Origin of the sequence: Robertkochia flava, from assembly GCF_020166515.1 — a bacterium.
GTDB classification, from domain to species: Bacteria; Bacteroidota; Bacteroidia; order Flavobacteriales; family Flavobacteriaceae; genus Robertkochia; species Robertkochia flava.
The window spans coordinates 374,675-392,876 of the sequence record NZ_JAINZT010000007.1 but is presented as its reverse complement, the minus strand read 5'-3'; the positions used below and the strand labels follow the sequence as shown (position 1 = coordinate 392,876).

Here is an 18,202-nt window from a genome sequence, read left to right as displayed (position 1 = left end):
TGTAATTTGTACTTTTGTTTTAAACCTAACAATGCTGATGGCCCGTAAAAAGAATAGAAAAAATAAAAGTTCTTCAGGCAACAACCTACCCAAATTTCAACTTGCGCATCAACAAAAGATCATATTGGGTAGCCTGTTGATGTTGCTCAGCATCGGGTGCTTTATTGCCTTTGTTTCTTTTTTTTCCTCCTGGCAGTCCGATCAGAGCCTGATCAGCGAATTCGCCAACAGGGAGTTGGAAGCCCGCAACTGGCTTAATAAATTTGGTGCAGCCATCAGTCACCTTTTCATTTTTAAAGGCTTCGGGGTAGCTTCTTTTATCTTTTTGATCCTGGTCTTCCAAACCGGACTTTACCTCTTTCTCAATATCGGCACGCGTAAACTACTTAACCGTTGGTTCTGGGGGTTTGTTATCATGATCTGGATGTCTGTTCTGATGGGCTTTTTCGCCAACAGTGCCCCCTTATTAGGAGGTACTGTAGGGTTTGAAATGAATGATTTCCTCAAAGACTACATCGGAAATATCGGGATCAGCCTGGTTTTGATCTTCGTATTGATCAGTTATTCCGTACTTCGACTGAAACTGACTCCCGAAAAGATCGTACTGGCATTCCGCAGCACTAAAGACGAAATAGAATCGAGCCTGAGTTCGCTCCGGTCCCAACCGGAAGAAAAGGAAGAAACCAGCGTAGAGCAAACAAACGCTCCGGATTCCTTTGAAGAAGAGCCGGCAGAGATCCGCTTTACCGCTTCGGAGGAGGAGGAAACACCATCGCCCAATGACCTGGATATTGAAAGGTCTTTTGAGGTGAAGACCTCTGCAGAGCCGGAAATACCCTCCCCAGGATCAGAAGAAGAAGGCGGAATAAAGATGGAAGTGGAAAGTATCCGCGAAGAGAAGGAGGAAACTGAAATTCTTGCTGATAAACTGGTTAGCGATTTCGGGGAATTTGACCCGAAACTAAACCTTAGCAATTATAAGTTCCCACCCCTTGACCTGCTTAAGGACTACGGAGCGGGCAGTATTACCATTGACCAGAAAGAACTGGAAGAAAATAAAGACCGTATCGTAGATACGCTCAAGAACTATAAGATCGAGATTTCCCAGATCAAGGCCACCATAGGTCCTACCGTTACCCTGTACGAGATCGTACCCGCTGCCGGGATCAGGATCTCCAAGATCAAAAACCTGGAAGACGATATCGCCCTGTCCCTTTCGGCACTCGGCATCCGTATCATTGCGCCTATCCCAGGTAAAGGTACTATAGGGATCGAGGTGCCCAATAAAAAATCGGCAGTGGTATCCATGCGTTCGGTTATCGCCTCCAAAAAATTTCAGAACGCAGAGATGGAACTTCCCATTGCCTTTGGTAAGACCATCAGCAATGAAACCTTTGTGGTTGATTTGGCGAAAATGCCTCACCTTCTTATGGCAGGAGCCACCGGACAGGGTAAATCGGTTGGTCTTAATGCTATTCTTACCTCCCTGCTGTATAAGAAACATCCGGCAGAGGTGAAGTTCGTACTTGTAGACCCTAAAAAAGTAGAACTCACCCTTTTTAATAAAATAGAACGTCACTTCCTGGCAAAATTACCGGATAGCGAAGAGGCTATTATCACTGACAACACCAAGGTAATTAACACCCTGAACTCCCTCTGTATTGAAATGGACAATCGCTATGAATTGCTCAAAAATGCGATGGTAAGAAACATCAGGGAGTACAATGAAAAATTCAAGGAGCGTAAGCTGAACCCCAATGACGGTCACCAGTTCCTGCCGTATATTGTTCTGGTTATCGATGAGTTTGCAGACCTCATTATGACTGCAGGAAAAGAAGTAGAGACCCCAATTGCCCGTCTGGCTCAGCTGGCAAGGGCTGTCGGTATCCACCTGATCATCGCTACCCAGCGTCCGTCGGTGAATGTGATCACCGGTATCATCAAAGCCAACTTCCCGGCCCGGGTTGCCTTCAGGGTAACCTCTAAGATCGATTCAAGGACCATTCTGGACTCCCCCGGAGCCGACCAGCTTATTGGCCGTGGAGATATGCTCTTCACGCAGGGGAACGACCTGACCCGCTTACAATGTGCCTTTGTAGACACCCCGGAAGTGGCCAGGATCACAGACTATATCGGTGGGCAGCGCGCCTATCCTGAAGCCCATCTGCTTCCGGAGTATGTAGGGGAAGACTCTGGCACAGGACTTGATATAGATGTCTCGGAGCGGGATGCGCTCTTCCGGGAGGCAGCAGAAGTGATCGTGTCGGCCCAGCAGGGCTCGGCCTCTTTGCTGCAGCGTAAGTTAAAACTCGGATACAACCGGGCCGGACGCATCATCGATCAACTCGAAGCCGCAGGAATCGTGGGGCCTTTCGAAGGGTCAAAAGCCCGCCAGGTACTGATACAGGATATCATAGCCCTGGATGAATTACTGAATAATGAAAACAACAACTGATATTATGAGAAAAATTGTCTTTGTATTGCTGATCGCCCTGACCGCCAACCTGAACGCTCAAAGTGACAGTAAGGCGAAAACCTTGCTTGACGAGGTATACGCAAAGGTGTCTGGCTATGACAATATCTTCATTGATTTTAAATATGTTCTGGATAATACCCAGGAAAACATTCACCAGGAAACCCGCGGAGATGTAACCCTCAAAGGAGATAAATACCGCTTTAATTACCTGGGAGCAACCAAGATATTTGACGGAAACAACACCTACACCATTATCCCTGAAAATGAGGAAGTGGTCATTGAAGGAACTAACGGGGAAGACGAAGGCACCATTACCCCATCCAAGATGCTTACTTTTTACAAGGATGGATATAATTACAAATGGGACATCGCCCAGAATATCAAGGGAAGGAATATCCAGTACATCGAACTGGTACCCATCGACTCCTCTTCCGAGATCAAACAGATCCTTTTAGGAATCGACACCCAGACCAAACACATTTACAACCTGATCGAAGTGGGACAGAATGGCACCAAGACCACCATTACTGTTAATTCTTTTAAAACCGATCAACCCATATCAAAAAGCTTATTTACCTTTGATCGCCCTAAATATGAGGAAATGGGCTATTACATCATAAACAACTAAGCTTTGTATACGTTAGATCGTTATATCCTTTCGAGGTTCCTTTACAACTTCCTCAGCTCCTTTGTGATCCTGATGCTCATCTTTATTTTCCAGGCCATCTGGTTCTTTATTGATGAATGGGCCGGGAAGGGCATCGACCTGCTGATCGTGGGAAAATTTTTACTTTACTATTCCCCCAACCTGATCCCCATGGTACTGCCACTAACCGTTTTGCTGGCAAGCATCATGACTTTCGGAAGCCTGGCGGAGAACTACGAATTCGCTGCGATGAAAGCTTCCGGCATTTCACTTTTCAGGGCCATGCGATCCCTGATCATATTCATTACCGCGCTCAGCATAGGAACGTTCTTTTTCGCCAACAATGTGATCCCGGAAGCCGAGCTCAAATCCTATAACCTAAGACGAAATATTGCCCAGGCGAAACCGGCACTGGCCATTACCGAAGGGATCTTTAACAATATTCCCGAGACCGATATCAATATCAAGGTAAACGACAAACATGGCGATAACGATCAGCTTTTAGATAAGGTGGTCATCCACAAACTTAGCAAAGGCGGACTCAATAACCAGGTTATAAAATCTGAAACCGGGGAGCTTGTCAGTGGAAAGGGCTCAAATGTTCTGCAGCTTATCCTGAAGGACGGCCACTTTTACGAGGACATACAGGCTAAAACGGTAAGTGACCGGCAAAAAGTGCCTTTTGCCAAGGCTTCTTTTGATACCTACATTATGAATGTGGACCTTTCTGAACTGAACAACGAAGACCTGGAAAAGGAAAATGTCAGCAATACGCACAAAATGCTTAATGCAAGAGAGCTTAATGTTGCTATTGACTCCCTGTACACGGACAATCGAAAGGTATTCCAGTCTTTTGGAAACAGCATTCAGACCCGTACAGGATTCAACAATCTCGATGCGGAAGACAACATCCGGGTTCCTGCTAAGGATACCATAGATCCAACGGGGAAAAGTGTTCCGGAGCTTATGGATTTTTATGAGCCCTGGCGAAAATCACAGATCACGGAAATGGCCAAAAATAACATTGCCAGTACCAAGCGATCTTTGGAAGGAAAACGTTCTGATCTGCAGCGGCGTATAAAATTGCTAAATGTTCACTTCCTAGCCCTGCATCAAAAATACGCTCTGCCCATAGCATGTTTCATCCTGTTCTTCGTGGGTGCACCCCTTGGTGCACTCATCCGGAAAGGGGGATTGGGGCTGCCTATGGTGATGGCCGTCGGATTGTTCCTCACCTATTACTTTATCGGGATCTTTACCAAAAACTACGCAGAAGACGGAAGCATGGACCCTGTTTGGGCCTCCTGGATATCAACGCTTATTATGCTCCCTCTTGGAATCTGGCTTACTAAAAGAGCTACCGCCGATAAGGCTGTATTCGACCCCGACAGTATTCTGGAGAAGTTCAGAGGGGTCTTTAAAATCTTCCGTAAAAAAGAAGAGACCATATCAAATTAAGTATCTTTGCCGAAAATTGCAGATGAAGCCATTAAACATCATGTCTCAAAAAGAAATCAAACTCAATACCATTGAAGAAGCCATCTCCGATATTCGTGCCGGAAAGGTGGTTATTGTCGTAGACGACGAAAACAGGGAAAATGAAGGCGATTTTGTGGCAGCCGCCGAAAAGGTGACTCCGGAGATGATCAATTTTATGGCGCAGCATGGAAGGGGACTTATCTGTACCCCGCTTACTGAAAAGCGCTGTAAGGAGCTGGATCTGCACCCCATGGTAACCAATAATTCCGACCCGATGGAAACCGCCTTTACCGTGTCGGTAGACCTCCGGGGACACGGGGTAACAACAGGGATCTCCGCATCAGACCGGGCACTAACCATTCAGGCCCTGACCAAAAGCAATACCCACGCGCATGACCTGGCCCGTCCGGGACATATCTTTCCGCTCACTGCCAAGGAAGGCGGGGTACTTAGGAGAACCGGACATACTGAAGCGGCAATAGACCTGGCACGACTTGCCGGACTAGAGCCTGCCGGAGTAATCGTTGAGATCATGAACGAGGACGGGTCTATGGCCCGCCTGCCTCAACTTTGTGAGGTAGCAGAAAAATTCGACCTCAAGGTGGTTACCATTGAAGACCTTGTGGCCTACCGGATGCAGCACGACAGCCTTATCGAAAAAAAGGAAGATTTTGATATCGAAACCCGCTTCGGAAATTTCAGACTGAGAGCATATAAACAAACCACCAACAACCAGATCCACCTGGCACTCACCAAAGGATCCTGGAAACTCAATGAACCTATACTTACCCGGATCAATTCTACCCTGGTGAACAATGATATCCTGGGTACGCTTACCAATAATGCCGATAAAAAACTGGATGATATGTTCAGGGCCCTGAATGAAGAAGGCCGGGGTGCTATTGTGTTTATCAACCAGGAAAGCGGTTCGCTTAATCTTTTAAACAGACTTCGGGAACTTAAAAATTTACAGGCAGAGGGCGAGATCAAAGCGCCTAAGATCGTTATGGATAATAAAGACTTTGGGATCGGAGCACAGATCCTGCACGATCTTGACATTTCCAAGATCCGTCTTATGTCGAATTCGGCCCATACCAAAAGAGTCGGGATTATTGGATATGGCCTGGAGATCGTGGAATATGTAACTTATTAAGATACCCACCTTGGTATAGCATATAAAAAATTGCCCGGATAATTCCCATCCGGGCAATTTTTTTCCGCAAAAGATCCCATCTTTTGAGGCAATCCACCCCAGTCAATCGCAGGAATATTAGTTACCTTAGTACTTTACAAAACTTATCTCGAAAGCACTCCCTTTCACTTGCTTTCACGAACTTCCCAAACACTTCCCTCTAAGGGTATTCTCTGGAGAACTTAACCGTTCTTTATGTTCAGTCTTCCTGAAATCTTATCCATTTCAACCTGTATGATTGTGGTTGTATTTTTAATTATCAACCGGTCAATAAACTATTTTAAATCATGTCAGAAAATGTAAACCTTCCAAATCCTTCGAAAATTTTACAGGTCGGCATGGGGTACTGGGGCTCAAAGACCCTCCTCACCGCCGTTGGCCTGGAACTATTCACCCTACTGGGAAACCAACAACTCCATGGAAATGAGATCAAAAAAGAACTAGATCTCCACGATCGCAGTCTTTATGATTTTCTGGATGCTCTTGTCGCCCTTGGTTTTCTGGAACGATCGACAGGCATTCGAGACAATGCCGTGTACCAGAATACCCCTGAAACCTCCCTGTTCCTTGACAAAAACAGCGAAACGTATATTGGTGGGATCCTTGAAATGTCCAATACAAGGCTATTTCGTTTCTGGAATGGTCTGGAAAAAGGTCTAAAAACCGGGGAACCTCAAAATGAAGTGAAGTTCGGCGACAAACCGGTGTTTGAAACCCTATATGCTACTGAAGAGAGTACCCGGGAATTCATCGACGCCATGGCAGGGATCCAAATGGCAAATTTTATGACCCTGGCCAAAACCTTCGATTTTTCGCCTTATACCACGCATTGTGATCTTGGTGGTTCCGGGGCTCACCTGTCGATGACCCTTTCCAGGCACCAACCCCATCTAAGGTCAGTATCCTTCGATCTGCCTGCCGTAACCCCTATCGCACAATCCAATATAGATAAGGCAGGGCTCAGCGAACAGGTTACAGTAGCATCCGGAGACTTTTTCAATGACCAAATTCCGAGGGCCGATATTATAACCATGGGCAATATACTTCACGACTGGAACCTGGAAGAAAAGAAAAATCTCATTGCAAAGGTCTGTAAGGCCCTTAATGAAAAAGGATGCCTGATCGTTATAGAAAATGTAATCGACGATGAACGAAGGAATAATGCCTTCGGACTCCTCATGTCTTTAAATATGCTAATTGAAACTCCGGGCGGATTTGACTATTCTGCTCAGGATTTTGACACATGGGCAAGGGAATGCGGCTTTATTCATACAAAGAAGATACCATTAACCGGACCTTCGAGCGCCCTGATTGCTTATAAGAGCTAAATGCATTTGGGTCTTATTTCTTTGAGCCTCCCCTATGTGATTGATTTTATGTCAACTACGCATTACAAATGGTAAATCACTGTAATCCATATGTAAAGCTATCGCATTATAGGAAATATGAAGGATGGTTCTTCATATATAATCATTAAATTGGGGCAGAATTTTCTTATTAACCTAAACCAAAATCTTTCACATGCAAAAATCACTTTTGTATCTCACCACTGCTTTGGCTGTAATTTCCTGTAAAGACCAGGACAGATCCATGGCCAGTACAGAACAACCTGTAGATACCCTGGCCCTGGCCAGAAGCATTCACGAAAAGGTGATCACCATCGATACCCATTGTGATATTAATGTCAACAACTTCACCGATTCTATCAATTACACCCAGGAATTAGACACCCAGATCACCCTTCCTAAAATGGAAGCAGGTGGACTCGATGCTGCCTGGTTCATTGTTTATACAGGCCAGGACGAACTCAATGCTGAAGGCTATGAAAAAGCATATGCCAATGCGATTTCGAAGTTCGAAGCTATCCACAGATTAACCGAGGAAATTGCCCCCGAAGCGATCGAACTCGCTTATACCGCAGAGGATGTACGCAACATTGCTGCAAAGGGCAAGAAAGTGGCTTTGATCGGTATAGAGAACGGATACCCTGTTGGAACCGACATCAATAATGTTAAAAAGTTCTACGATATGGGAGGCCGCTATATGTCGCTCGCACACCAGGGACACAGTCAGCTGTCGGATTCCAATACAGGAGAGAAGGACAGCGTATGGCTTCATAACGGTCTAAGTGATCTGGGAAGAGAAGTTATCCGTGAAATGAACAAATACGGAATGATGGTCGACATTTCACATCCATCAAAACCGGCCATTAAAGAAATGATCGAACTTACTAAAGCTCCGGTCATCGCGTCTCATTCTTCTGCCAGAGCCTTGTGCGATCACAGTAGAAATCTTGATGATGAGCAGCTGGAATGGATCAAGGAAAACGGCGGGGTTGTTCAAACCGTAGCCTTTAGTACCTATGTAAACCAGGATAAGCATGAGGCCTTTAATTCCAGCGTACTGGGACTCCTTTCTGAAAAAGCTGCAGAGCAAGGATTTGAGCTTCTGGACAGAGGTGCTGCGAGACAGCTGCCTGATGAAGAACGCAACGCCTATTATAAGAAATACATGGCCCTAAGGGCATCTGCACAGTCTCAGATCGATTCGCTCTCGATGGCAGGTGATCCGGTTGACGTTTCTGACTTTGTAGACCACGTTGACTACCTGGTTAAAAAGATCGGGATCGACCACGTAGGGATCAGCTCTGATTTTGACGGTGGTGGCGGTATTTATGGTTGGAACGATGCTTCAGAGACCTTTAATGTTACACTTGAACTGGTGAGACGCGGATACACTGAAGAGGAGATCCAAAAGCTTTGGGGAGATAACCTCCTGAGAGTTATGGAAGAAGTGGAGCGGGTGGCTGCCAGCCTCCAGGAATCCGAATAAATTTTAGCACACAAAGAATTATTGATAAAGCCCTCCCGAAATGAGGGCTTTTTTTAATTAACTTTAAATCTGATCGTTTGACTCCTATGGAAATAAAAATTTACCAGGCAGATGCCTTCGCCAAAAAAGCCTTTTCCGGAAATCCCGCTGCGGTGTGCCCTCTGGAACATTGGCTGGAGGACGACCTGATGCAGGCCATTGCAGCCGAGAACAACCTCTCTGAAACCGCCTTTTACGTGAGAGCCGAGGACCACTATGAGCTGCGCTGGTTTACTCCTACCACCGAGGTCGATCTTTGCGGCCATGCCACACTGGCCACGGCCTTTGTGCTTTTCAAAGAAGAAGGCCACCATGGAGATCTCATCCGGTTTCATTCCCCCAGAAGCGGGGAACTCCTGGTGGAAAAAAAGGGAGCACTCCTAAGTTTGAACTTTCCTTCTGACCCGGTAAGGGCAATTGCGCTTTCCTCACAGATGAAAGCCGGGTTTAATATAGAGCCTGCAGGAGCCTTCAGGGGAAAAACAGATATCATGCTCGTCTACCACTCTGAAGAGGATATCCGCAACCTGAAGCCGAATTTTGAAGAGATCAGAAAGCTGGATGCCCGGGGTATTATCGTAACTGCTGAAGGTACCGAAACAGACTTTGTATCCCGATTCTTCGCCCCACAGTCGGGGGTAGATGAAGACCCGGTTACCGGTTCGGCCCACACGACGTTAACACCTTACTGGAGCAGGATATTCGACAAAAAGGAAATGTCGGCCCTACAGCTATCCCACAGAAAAGGGTTCCTCCAATGTGAAGATCATGGAGAGCGGGTCATCATTAGCGGAGAAGCCAGATTGTACATGAAAGGCCACATCCACATTTAAACGCAACTGATTCCTTAAATACTCTTTATCAGCCAATTAACTTTACATTGCGGGATTTTTCCAATATCTTAAAGGGAACAAAATTTTTATCTGACCAATGAAGTATTTTTTTACCCTCGTTGCCATCGCGGCGCTCTTTACTTCCTGTATACAAACGGAAGCCAAGGAGCAAAAGGCTGATCCCGGTATTGATACCGCAAACTACAGTGGCCCCATTATAGACATGCACATACATGGGTTTACCGATAATCCCGGCTTTTCCGACCTTCTTGGGCAGGACATGCCTCCCAGGCCCGGAATGGAAGGCCTCACCCCACATAGCGCTCCTGCCAGTTTTGAGGCCGTTAAAAAAGAGACTTTCGCCCAATTCAAAAAGCATAACATTGTAAAGGCCATGACCTCTCCGGGGGTCGACTGGCATAATGAGGCTCCGGACAAAATCATTATAGGGTCCGGCATTGGCATACCTGTTGAAGAATTAAGGGTTCGGCACCAGCGAGGCCAACTTCATGTCCTGGGCGAAGTAGCCCCTAATTATCAGGGCATTCTTCCAACAGATGCCCGCCTGGAGCCCTATTTTGACCTTGCATATGAGCTCGACATACCGGTGGGTTACCACCTCTTTCCGGGAGGGCCACAGGGAGGTGCCTACGGGCCCTACCCTATGACCAGGGCGTCCCAGGGAAAGCCTCTTCAGCTAGAGGAAATTCTGCTTAAACGTCCTTCAATGAAGCTTTATATCATGCATGCAGCATGGCCGTACCTGGAAGACCTGAAGGCCCTTATGTATGCCCACCCGCAGGTCTATGTTGAACTCGGAGTGATCTGCTGGAATTTACCCCGAAAAGAATTTCACAACTACCTCAAGGGATTGATCGATGCCGGGTTCGGAAAAAGGATCATGTATGGGTCCGATCAAATGATCTGGCCCTCGACGATTGCAGACGGAATCGAAGCTGTAAATACTGCAGATTTTCTAACCATGGAACAAAAGGAAGATATATTTTACAACAATGCCGCCGGCTTTCTCGAACTATCTGAAGAAGAGATCAAGGCCCATAAGGCCTTAAAATGATCGCAGCAGCGGATATAATTACACCACTACTGTAACCTGGTGATACGGATATGGTGCACTTTCCACCTCGCCCGGTAATCACCGCCGGTTGTTGTGGATTCCTTCAGACGCACCCGGTATTGTCCGTCTTCCGGTGTTTGCTGTATAAAGCTCATGGTGTGGCGTTCCTTCAAATAAAAATCATAAGCAATCACGTCATTTATTTTCATCGTGGCTTTTTGCGTATAGGTATTGACCTGTAAACATTCCACCTCGATCTCCACCAGGTATTTCACGCCTGCTTTACCACAGCAAAAGACTCTCAGTTCATTTGGAGTATCGTACCGGGCTTCAAAACAATTCTCTTTCGGAGTAATATCAAAATAATGCGTCTCCACATAAAAAGAGGAGGAAACCCATGGGTTTCTTGCGGAAAGTTCTCCTTCATCTGTCAGTTCCTCCAGAGACTGTGGCGGATTTGGAGTGCGCTCAGGGGTCTCCAGAAATGGAAATGCTATCCCGTTGTGAGTGAAAGTCCTTAATTCAGGGGTTGGTGATGGTTGATCAATGGCCATTGTCGTAATTCTAATTGGTTGGTACATAAATTTAACCAAAATTAACGACAACTAACTGTTTTTCAGTTTCTTACGATCACAACAAGCTCTTTAAATACAAAACTGCGGTGTACAGTTACCCAAGCACTGCTTTAATAACAGTCGCCATTTTTCCGGCTCTTTCTTTTACTGAGGCTTCCTCCCACCCCAGTTTGATCAACACAGAAATGTTTCGTCCCATCCAGTGATCGGAAGCAGAAAAGTCTGCAGTATGGTAATCGGGCATCTGCTCGGCGACCTCCCGGGGTAGTTTACCCAGGCTTTCCTTATTTTTAAGGTGATCCCATTTCCGGATGTAATGCCAGTTGTTATCATACCAGTAAAAGCATCCGTCAATTCCTGCTTCAGCAAGGGCTTTATGTGCTTTCCTGGCGAGGTTCTCATCAGGAAGAAAGAAATTTAGGAACGAATAATTCTCTTCTCCCGCTTCCGGTACCCTCCTGAAGGTTACCCCATCAATGGAGGAAAGCGCTTCCCGGATGATGCTGTAATGTTTCTTCTGAATACTGATAAAATCATCCAGCCTCCCCAGCTGGGCCACCCCCACGGCAGCGTTTAACTCGGAGATCCTGAAGTTATAGCCCAGAAAGGGATGCGACTCTGCCCCCCTGTCGGTACCGATATGATCGTGACCGTGATCTGAATAATGATCTGCGTTGTTCTTATAGGTTTCATTATTGGTGATCAAAGCGCCACCTTCACCACAAGTGATGGTTTTTACATAGTCAAAAGAAAAGCATCCCAGGTCACCGTAACTGCCCAGTGGTTTTCCATCATAGGTACCCCCGATGGCCTGACAGGCATCTTCAAGAAGAACAAGTCCGTGTTTCTCACACAATTCTTTTAAGGGTTTAAGGTCGGCCATGGAACCACACATATGCACCGGCATAATCACCCGGGTTCTTGGGGTGATCAGTTTCTCCACCGCTCCGGGATCCAGGGTCAGGGTATCGTCTATATCACAAAGTACAGGTACAGCTCCTATAGCGAGCACCGCCTCGAAACTGGCCACGAAGGTAAATACCGGAACAATCACTTCATCTCCTGCTCCTACCCCTGCGCTCACAAGAGCCACCGTAAGGGCCGCTGTTCCACTACTCACCACCTGGGCATAACGGGACTCCATTCTGCGGGCAAGGGCAGTCTCCAGCTCTAAAGCCTTCCACTGCCCTTGTCTCATTCCATCGAAACCGTAGCGCATGAGCACACCGGAATCCAATACTTTATTTACTTCGTTCCGTTCCTGATCTCCAAATAATTCAAATCCGGGCATGATATAATGATTTTATGCCCCAAATATAGGAAAGGAAAACGAGGTTATTCCCCGCTTCAAAGAAAGTCGGATCGTTTAAATTTCCACAATGCTTTCTGCAAGTTGCTTACGCACCTTTTTAAATCCGGCAAACATATCATCGTCTGCCCGGTAACCTACGGGCATTGCCAGGACAGAAGTCAGTCCTTTCTCCCGAAGTCCGAGTACCTGGTCGTATCCCTCTTTTTCAAATCCTTCCATCGGACAGGCATCGATCTTTTCAACAGCACATACGGTAAGCAGGTTCCCCATGGCCAGATAGGCCTGTTTTGCGATCCATTCCTTCTTGTGATCAGACTCCATACCGGTTACAGAGCTCTCCAGGTAATCCCTGAACGGTTTCAGGATCTCATCCGGAGTTTGCCTGATGTCTTTTACCCTGTTAAAATAGGTGTTGATGTATTCTTTGTCCAGGTCAGTTTCCACAGCAAAGACCAGAAGATGAGATGCATCTGTTACCTGTTGCTGGTTATAGCTGTGGCGGAAGAGTTCCTCTTTTAAGGCCTGATCACTTATGATCAATAATTTTACCGGTTGAAGACCAAAGGAGGTCGCCGTAAGGTTAAAGGCCTCTTTCAGGGTTTCCAGTTTTCCGGCAGAAAGCTTTTTATTGCCGTCAAATTTTTTAGTGGCATAGCGCCACTGAAGGGCTTCAATGATATTCATTCCAGTTTGCAATTTTGGGGCAAAAATACATGAATATAAAGTATAACCCTGTGAAGAAAGACTTAAAACAGCCAGAGCTTAACGGCCATGGCGATCACCATAATGATGAGAAAGGTCTTTACCAGTCCGTCTCCTTTGCTTACCGACCAGCGGCTGCTCACCCATCCTCCTACAAACTGTCCGGAAGCAAGTACCAGTCCGTATTTAAGGTTTACCTTATCATACCAGAAAAATACGGAAAGACTGGCAGCAGTATAGATTAGCATCACCACTGCCTTTACCAGGTTAGATCGTACCAGGGTCATCCGGTTAATGGTGGAAAGGGCCAGAAGCATAAAAATACCTGTTCCTGCCTGCAGAAATCCGCCGTAGATACCAATGAGAAAGAAAGCAACCAGGCTCCCCCAAAAGTATTTCCCGGTAAAACGCTCTACCGCTTCATTGAGGTTCTTTACGGGTTTGATCACCATAAAGGCCACAATAACGATCATAAATATGGCCAGGATGCGGTTGAAAAAACTATCGTCTATATCCACTGCAATATAGGAACCGATCAGGGCGCCTGCTGTAGCGGTGATCCCCAGCCACCAACTGATATGGGGCACTTTAAGCCCTTTGGAACGAAACCCGGCGATCGAGGAAATGGTTTGCAAAAAGATCGCCACCCGATTGGTACCGTTGGCCAGGGCAGAATCTCCAAGGAAAAAAATTAAAATGGGCAGGGTAAGCATGGATCCTCCCCCCGAGATCGTGTTGATAACCCCCACAAGGAATCCTACCACCACCAGAATAATAATTTCAAGTACAGGCGACATAGCATCGGTTTAGTTAAGGCTAAAATAGAATTTTAGAATGAAATAAAGCGACATGAAAAATTAAGTCTCTGAAAAGCAGTACATGAGCAACCACCGAAGGTACGGGGTTAAAAAAATTACAGATTTATTTGTAGAAAAATAAAAAAGCTTTCTATATTTGCACCCGCAATCGCAGGATAATCCTCCTGAAAGATGCACGGAGAAATGGCAGAGTGGTCGAATGCGGCAGTCTTGAAAACTGTTGAGGGTCACACCTCCGGGGGTTCGAATCCCTCTTTCTCCGCAAAGAAAACCGGATCGGAAACGATCCGGTTTTTTTATGCCCTGAAGCCGTGGAAAGCTTGCTTTCCTAAGGTGAAAGGGCATAAAAAAGCCAGGGAAGCGAGCGCAGCAAGCTTCCGGTTTGCTTTGCAAGGACTCCCCTTGGGATCATGAGGAACGCTGAAGGCGTTCCGAATAACCCCTTATCCTATTAAATGTAAAGTTTGCTTCAATGAAGGTGACAAGGGGCACAACAACCCTCCCCAACTCAGGCGAAGCCTGAGCCACCCCTCCCTGACCAGGGCGGGGAACCCATAATAGTTTAAACTTCCGGTTTTCTTTGTGCCACCACGCCGGCTGGCCCCTTTCCCTAAAAACAGCCACTGGCTGTTTTCTTAACGGTCGGTCACCCACCTGGATCACAGCACCGACGAAGGAGGGGCTGTAATCCTTCTGAGGTAACAAGTGACAGACATAACAAGTAATAGGTAGCAGGTGACAAGGGGCACAACAACCCTCCCCAACTCAGGCGAAGCCTGAGCCACCCCTCCCTGACCAGGGCGGGGAACCCATAATAGTTTAAACTTCCGGTTTTCTTTGCAAGGACTCCCCCATCTGGATCATGAGGAACGCTGAAGGCGTTCCGAATAACCCCTTATCCTATTAAATGTAAAGTTTGCTTCAATGAAGGCGAAAGGGCATGAATAAACCAGGGAAGCGAGCGCAGCAAGCCTCCGGTTTTCTTTGCAAGGACTCCCCACTGGGATCACGAGCGGAACGCAGTGGAGCGAGTAATCCTGATGTAGTTACAGAGGTTACAAGGGTTACAAGGGTTACAATCACAACCCATCACGACTCAGGTAATGCCTGAGCCACCCTACCCTGACCAGGGCGGGGAACCCATAATAGTTTAAACTTCCGGTTTTCTTTGCAAGGACTCCCCTTTGGGTTCACGAGTCCTGCGAAGCAGGGCGAGTAATCCCGCCCCCTTCCGTCCACGCCATAAGCGTGGTCACCTTCCCCCAACAGGGGAAGGAACCCGTTTCTAATTTATATTCCGTTAAAATCGTTCTGCAAACGCAGTGGAGCGAGTAATCCTGATGTAGTTACAGAGGTTACATGGGTTACAAGGGTTACAAAGGTTACAATAACAACCCTCCCCGACTCAGGCGAAGTCTGAGCCACCCCACCCCAACCAGGGTGGGTGCCAGTAATACTATGTGGAATGCAATGAAGCGGGTAACCCAGAGGCTATGGTAACAAACGAATACCTCTAGAAGGCTGCCTTTCTACTTCTTTTTTCCCTTTCCATACCAACGTCTTTTTCCGGTGGAGGACTTTGCTCCGTCTGATGACGATGGCTTACCATTACGAGAACGGGTAGATGATGGCTTATTTTTATTTACAGTCGATGAGTTACGACTGCGGGAACGGGAAGATGATGAAGGTCTTTCAGACTGGTTCTCTGAAGATCCGCTCTCCTCTCCTACCTCCATTTTAATACGGGTAGCAGCAATGCGCTGGGAGGTGAATTTCTCAATGGCTCTCAACAAGGCCACTTCCTCTCCATCGACCAAAGAAATCGCCTCTCCGGATGCTCCTGCCCGTCCTGTACGGCCAATGCGGTGTACGTAATCTTCGGGAACATTGGGAAGCTCAAAATTCACTACATGGGGTAACAGCGGGATATCCAGTCCCCGTGCTGCAATGTCTGTAGCCACGAGCACCCTGATGGCCCCCGACTTAAAATCGGCCAGGGCCTTGGTTCTGGCGGTCTGACTCTTATTTCCATGAATGGGGGCTGCTGTAATACCCTGATTCATCAGTTTTTTACACAACTTATTGGCTCCATGCTTGGTCCTTGTAAATACCAGGGCCTGCTTCCAATTCTCCTCCTTGATCTTATTGATCAAAAAAATTGGCTTGGCTTTCTTATCCACCAGAAATACTTTCTGCTCGATCACTTCCACAGTTGTATTTTCCGGGGTGGCTTCCACCAAAACCGGGCGCTGCATAAAACCTTGTGCCAGCGCTTTGATCTCGGGAGAAAATGTCGCCGAAAACAACAGGTTCTGGCGCTTAGCGGGCAACAAAGCAAGGATCTTTTTAATGTCCCTCAGAAATCCCATATCCAGCATTCGGTCTGCCTCATCCAATACAAGAATTTCGACTTGCCTGAGCGACAAGAGGCCTTGCTGATGCAAATCCAGGAGTCGGCCCGGGGTTGCGATAAGTACATCGACCCCCTTTTTTAATTCCTGTACCTGAGCGTGCTGACTAACGCCTCCAAAGATCACCATAGACCTCAGCGAAAGGAAGGCTCCGTATTGCTTAATACTCGCTTCTACCTGGGCCGCAAGTTCGCGGGTTGGGGTAAGTACCAGCGCCTTTACAGGACGGTGTCGGGAGATCGTTGTCTGTGAAAGTAACTGCAACATAGGCAGGGTAAACCCGGCAGTCTTACCGGTTCCCGTCTGGGCAGATGCCAGCACATCCTTTCCCTCTAAAATACGGGGAATGGCTTTTTCTTGTATGGGTGAAGGTTGCGTATATCCTTGTTGGCTAATCGCCTTAAGCAGGGCCTCAGAGAGCCCCAGGGAAGTAAATGACATAGATGTATATTGTGTTGACTCTAAATTAGAATTCAGTCAACGATTGGGTGTAAAGGTACATCTTTCAGGTTAACTTGTATGATGTAACTGCAATTGCCGGGATTTTCCTTGCAAGGTTCCCTTCCCTTTGAGCCTACAGAGATTACAGGGTTACAGAGATTACAGGGTTACAGGGTTACAGCACCAGATGTTCAAAGAGTCGGTCCAGGGTAGCTTCCGGATCCTCGGTAAACCCGGAATGAGGCCTGGAAGTCTGAATGCAGGAACTTCGTACAGCGGTAAGCCATCTGAAGCGCTCTGCAGGCTCCAGTTCTGCAATGCGCCCGCCTTCCCCGGCTCCCTCAGTGATCCATTTGAAGGCGAGCAGGTTCTTTTCCAGATCTTCCAGATCGAGCTCGGTAGAAAAATGATTCAGTTTCTCCTTTGGAATATGATATTTCACTTTCAGAAACTTCTTCGGTTTGCAATACACGATCACCCCAAGGTTAACGAATTCCTCTCTTTCAACCTTAGGAACCACGCGAATCACAGCGTAATCATATAAGTATTTTTCTTGCATCCTGGGCGGTTTTTACAAAAATATCCGATTGATTCAGACGGGATCTCATAAATTGATAATATATGTCTCTTAATTCTTCCGGGGATTGTTCTGTTTCCTTCCACTGCAGCCAGGCATCAGGAATAAGCTGTACGATTTCTCTTAACAGCTCATCGGTTAGGATCTGTTTGAATCTGGCATCTGCTGCCTCCAGGGAACCGGCCCGGGGCAGTAAGACATGATCTTTGATAATAGGAAAGGGGGTTATGGCCTGCTTTTCCCAATTCACGAAATTATGGTGGAAATAAAAGGAGGCCCCGTGATCGATCAACCACAGTTCCTTATGCCACATCAGCATATTGGTATTCCTGAAAGAACGGTCGACATTAGTGATAAAGCCATCCAGCCAGACAATTTCTGAGGCCAGGGTTTCATCGACTTCCATCACCAGGGGATCATAATTGATGGCTCCTGACAAAAAATGCAGGCCCAGGTTGAGCCCTTCACTGAACTTCAGCAGATCCTGTATCTCCTCATCGCCTTCCGTCCGGCCAAAAGCTTCATCCAGGTACACAAAAACCAGTTCCGGGACTTTAAACCCCAGGGCCCTGGCGATCTCCCCTCCCAGCAATTCTGCGATCAGGGCCTTTTCCCCATGCCCGGCGCCACGGAACTTGACCACGTAATTAAAATCGTCATCAGCCTCTGCCAATGCCGGCAGCGAGCCTCCTTCCCTTAAGGGCAGGATGTAGCGCATGACATTTACCGTACGAATATCCGGTGTATTTTTCATTCATTCATTTCAGTGAAAGCAAAGATAGAAAATGGACTGC

Annotated in this window: 15 protein-coding genes and 1 tRNA gene; 9 read left to right on the top strand and 7 right to left on the bottom strand. The window is 46.9% G+C overall.

The window, feature by feature from the left end:
• Positions 1–37 precede the first annotated feature (37 nt).
• The 8 genes from K7R11_RS12890 to K7R11_RS12855 all read left to right on the top strand — a co-directional run bounded on the left by K7R11_RS12890 (position 38) and on the right by K7R11_RS12855 (position 10,572).
• Entirely contained in the window at positions 38–2,455 is a 2,418-nt protein-coding gene (locus tag K7R11_RS12890; RefSeq protein WP_224491150.1) for an FtsK/SpoIIIE family DNA translocase, read from the top strand.
• A gap of 4 nt (positions 2,456–2,459) precedes the next feature.
• Positions 2,460–3,104 (top strand): LolA family protein, encoded by a 645-nt coding sequence (locus K7R11_RS12885; RefSeq protein ID WP_224491149.1) that lies wholly within the window; start codon positions 2,460–2,462, stop codon positions 3,102–3,104.
• A gap of 3 nt (positions 3,105–3,107) precedes the next feature.
• Complete coding sequence (locus K7R11_RS12880; protein ID WP_224491148.1) at positions 3,108–4,580, top strand: LptF/LptG family permease; 1,473 nt, start codon at positions 3,108–3,110, stop codon at positions 4,578–4,580.
• A 40-nt stretch (positions 4,581–4,620) separates the two neighbouring features.
• A complete protein-coding gene (gene ribB, locus K7R11_RS12875; RefSeq protein WP_224491147.1) occupies positions 4,621–5,754 on the top strand; it encodes a 3,4-dihydroxy-2-butanone-4-phosphate synthase in 1,134 nt (377 codons plus the stop codon).
• Between the two features lie 326 nt (positions 5,755–6,080).
• Complete coding sequence (locus K7R11_RS12870) at positions 6,081–7,121, top strand: acetylserotonin O-methyltransferase (protein WP_224491146.1); 1,041 nt, start codon at positions 6,081–6,083, stop codon at positions 7,119–7,121.
• 193 nt (positions 7,122–7,314) lie between these two features.
• Positions 7,315–8,625: a dipeptidase gene (locus K7R11_RS12865; protein ID WP_224491145.1), complete on the top strand. Its 1,311-nt coding sequence runs from the start codon at positions 7,315–7,317 to the stop codon at positions 8,623–8,625.
• An 86-nt stretch (positions 8,626–8,711) separates the two neighbouring features.
• Entirely contained in the window at positions 8,712–9,497 is a 786-nt protein-coding gene (locus K7R11_RS12860) for a PhzF family phenazine biosynthesis protein (protein WP_224491144.1), read from the top strand.
• Between the two features lie 97 nt (positions 9,498–9,594).
• Positions 9,595–10,572, top strand: a complete 978-nt coding sequence (locus K7R11_RS12855; protein WP_224491143.1) for an amidohydrolase family protein — start codon at positions 9,595–9,597, stop codon at positions 10,570–10,572.
• Positions 10,573–10,598: 26 nt separating this feature from the next.
• Here the strand turns inward: K7R11_RS12855 and K7R11_RS12850 are convergent, their stop codons facing one another.
• The 4 genes from K7R11_RS12850 to K7R11_RS12835 form a co-directional block, all read right to left on the bottom strand.
• Entirely contained in the window at positions 10,599–11,153 is a 555-nt protein-coding gene (locus tag K7R11_RS12850) for a hypothetical protein (protein WP_224491142.1), read from the bottom strand.
• Between the two features lie 88 nt (positions 11,154–11,241).
• Complete coding sequence (locus K7R11_RS12845) at positions 11,242–12,438, bottom strand: DegT/DnrJ/EryC1/StrS family aminotransferase (protein ID WP_224491141.1); 1,197 nt, start codon at positions 12,436–12,438, stop codon at positions 11,242–11,244.
• A 75-nt stretch (positions 12,439–12,513) separates the two neighbouring features.
• A complete protein-coding gene (locus tag K7R11_RS12840) occupies positions 12,514–13,143 on the bottom strand; it encodes an NAD(P)H-dependent oxidoreductase (protein ID WP_224491140.1) in 630 nt (209 codons plus the stop codon).
• A 62-nt stretch (positions 13,144–13,205) separates the two neighbouring features.
• Positions 13,206–13,958: a sulfite exporter TauE/SafE family protein gene (locus K7R11_RS12835; RefSeq protein WP_224491139.1), complete on the bottom strand. Its 753-nt coding sequence runs from the start codon at positions 13,956–13,958 to the stop codon at positions 13,206–13,208.
• Positions 13,959–14,156: 198 nt separating this feature from the next.
• Here K7R11_RS12835 and K7R11_RS12830 point away from each other — a divergent pair.
• Positions 14,157–14,241, top strand: a tRNA-Ser gene (locus K7R11_RS12830).
• A gap of 1,267 nt (positions 14,242–15,508) precedes the next feature.
• Here K7R11_RS12830 and K7R11_RS12825 read toward each other — a convergent pair.
• The 3 genes from K7R11_RS12825 to K7R11_RS12815 all read right to left on the bottom strand — a co-directional run bounded on the left by K7R11_RS12825 (position 15,509) and on the right by K7R11_RS12815 (position 18,162).
• A complete protein-coding gene (locus K7R11_RS12825; RefSeq protein ID WP_224491138.1) occupies positions 15,509–16,831 on the bottom strand; it encodes a DEAD/DEAH box helicase in 1,323 nt (440 codons plus the stop codon).
• 175 nt (positions 16,832–17,006) lie between these two features.
• Entirely contained in the window at positions 17,007–17,390 is a 384-nt protein-coding gene (locus tag K7R11_RS12820) for a DUF3037 domain-containing protein (RefSeq protein ID WP_224491137.1), read from the bottom strand.
• The gene (locus K7R11_RS12815) at positions 17,368–18,162 is read right to left on the bottom strand and encodes a HipA family kinase (RefSeq protein ID WP_224491136.1); all 795 of its coding nucleotides are present in this window, start codon (positions 18,160–18,162) and stop codon (positions 17,368–17,370) included. Before K7R11_RS12815 ends, K7R11_RS12820 begins: the two co-directional genes overlap by 23 nt.
• Between the last annotated feature and the right edge of the window lie 40 nt (positions 18,163–18,202).

Bases quoted from the DNA above. Each gene is read 5' to 3' on its own strand.
- K7R11_RS12890 (WP_224491150.1), top strand. From the start codon at position 38: ATGGCCCGTAAAAAGAATAGAAAAAATAAAAGTTCTTCAGGCAACAAC.
- K7R11_RS12885 (WP_224491149.1), top strand. From the start codon at position 2,460: ATGAGAAAAATTGTCTTTGTATTGCTGATCGCCCTGACCGCCAACCTG.
- ribB (WP_224491147.1), top strand. From the start codon at position 4,621: ATGTCTCAAAAAGAAATCAAACTCAATACCATTGAAGAAGCCATCTCC.
- K7R11_RS12870 (WP_224491146.1), top strand. From the start codon at position 6,081: ATGTCAGAAAATGTAAACCTTCCAAATCCTTCGAAAATTTTACAGGTC.
- K7R11_RS12865 (WP_224491145.1), top strand. From the start codon at position 7,315: ATGCAAAAATCACTTTTGTATCTCACCACTGCTTTGGCTGTAATTTCC.
- K7R11_RS12860 (WP_224491144.1), top strand. From the start codon at position 8,712: ATGGAAATAAAAATTTACCAGGCAGATGCCTTCGCCAAAAAAGCCTTT.
- K7R11_RS12855 (WP_224491143.1), top strand. From the start codon at position 9,595: ATGAAGTATTTTTTTACCCTCGTTGCCATCGCGGCGCTCTTTACTTCC.
- K7R11_RS12850 (WP_224491142.1), bottom strand. From the start codon at position 11,153: ATGTACCAACCAATTAGAATTACGACAATGGCCATTGATCAACCATCA.
- K7R11_RS12845 (WP_224491141.1), bottom strand. From the start codon at position 12,438: ATGCCCGGATTTGAATTATTTGGAGATCAGGAACGGAACGAAGTAAAT.
- K7R11_RS12840 (WP_224491140.1), bottom strand. From the start codon at position 13,143: ATGAATATCATTGAAGCCCTTCAGTGGCGCTATGCCACTAAAAAATTT.
- K7R11_RS12835 (WP_224491139.1), bottom strand. From the start codon at position 13,958: ATGTCGCCTGTACTTGAAATTATTATTCTGGTGGTGGTAGGATTCCTT.
- K7R11_RS12825 (WP_224491138.1), bottom strand. From the start codon at position 16,831: ATGTCATTTACTTCCCTGGGGCTCTCTGAGGCCCTGCTTAAGGCGATT.
- K7R11_RS12820 (WP_224491137.1), bottom strand. From the start codon at position 17,390: ATGCAAGAAAAATACTTATATGATTACGCTGTGATTCGCGTGGTTCCT.
- K7R11_RS12815 (WP_224491136.1), bottom strand. From the start codon at position 18,162: ATGAAAAATACACCGGATATTCGTACGGTAAATGTCATGCGCTACATC.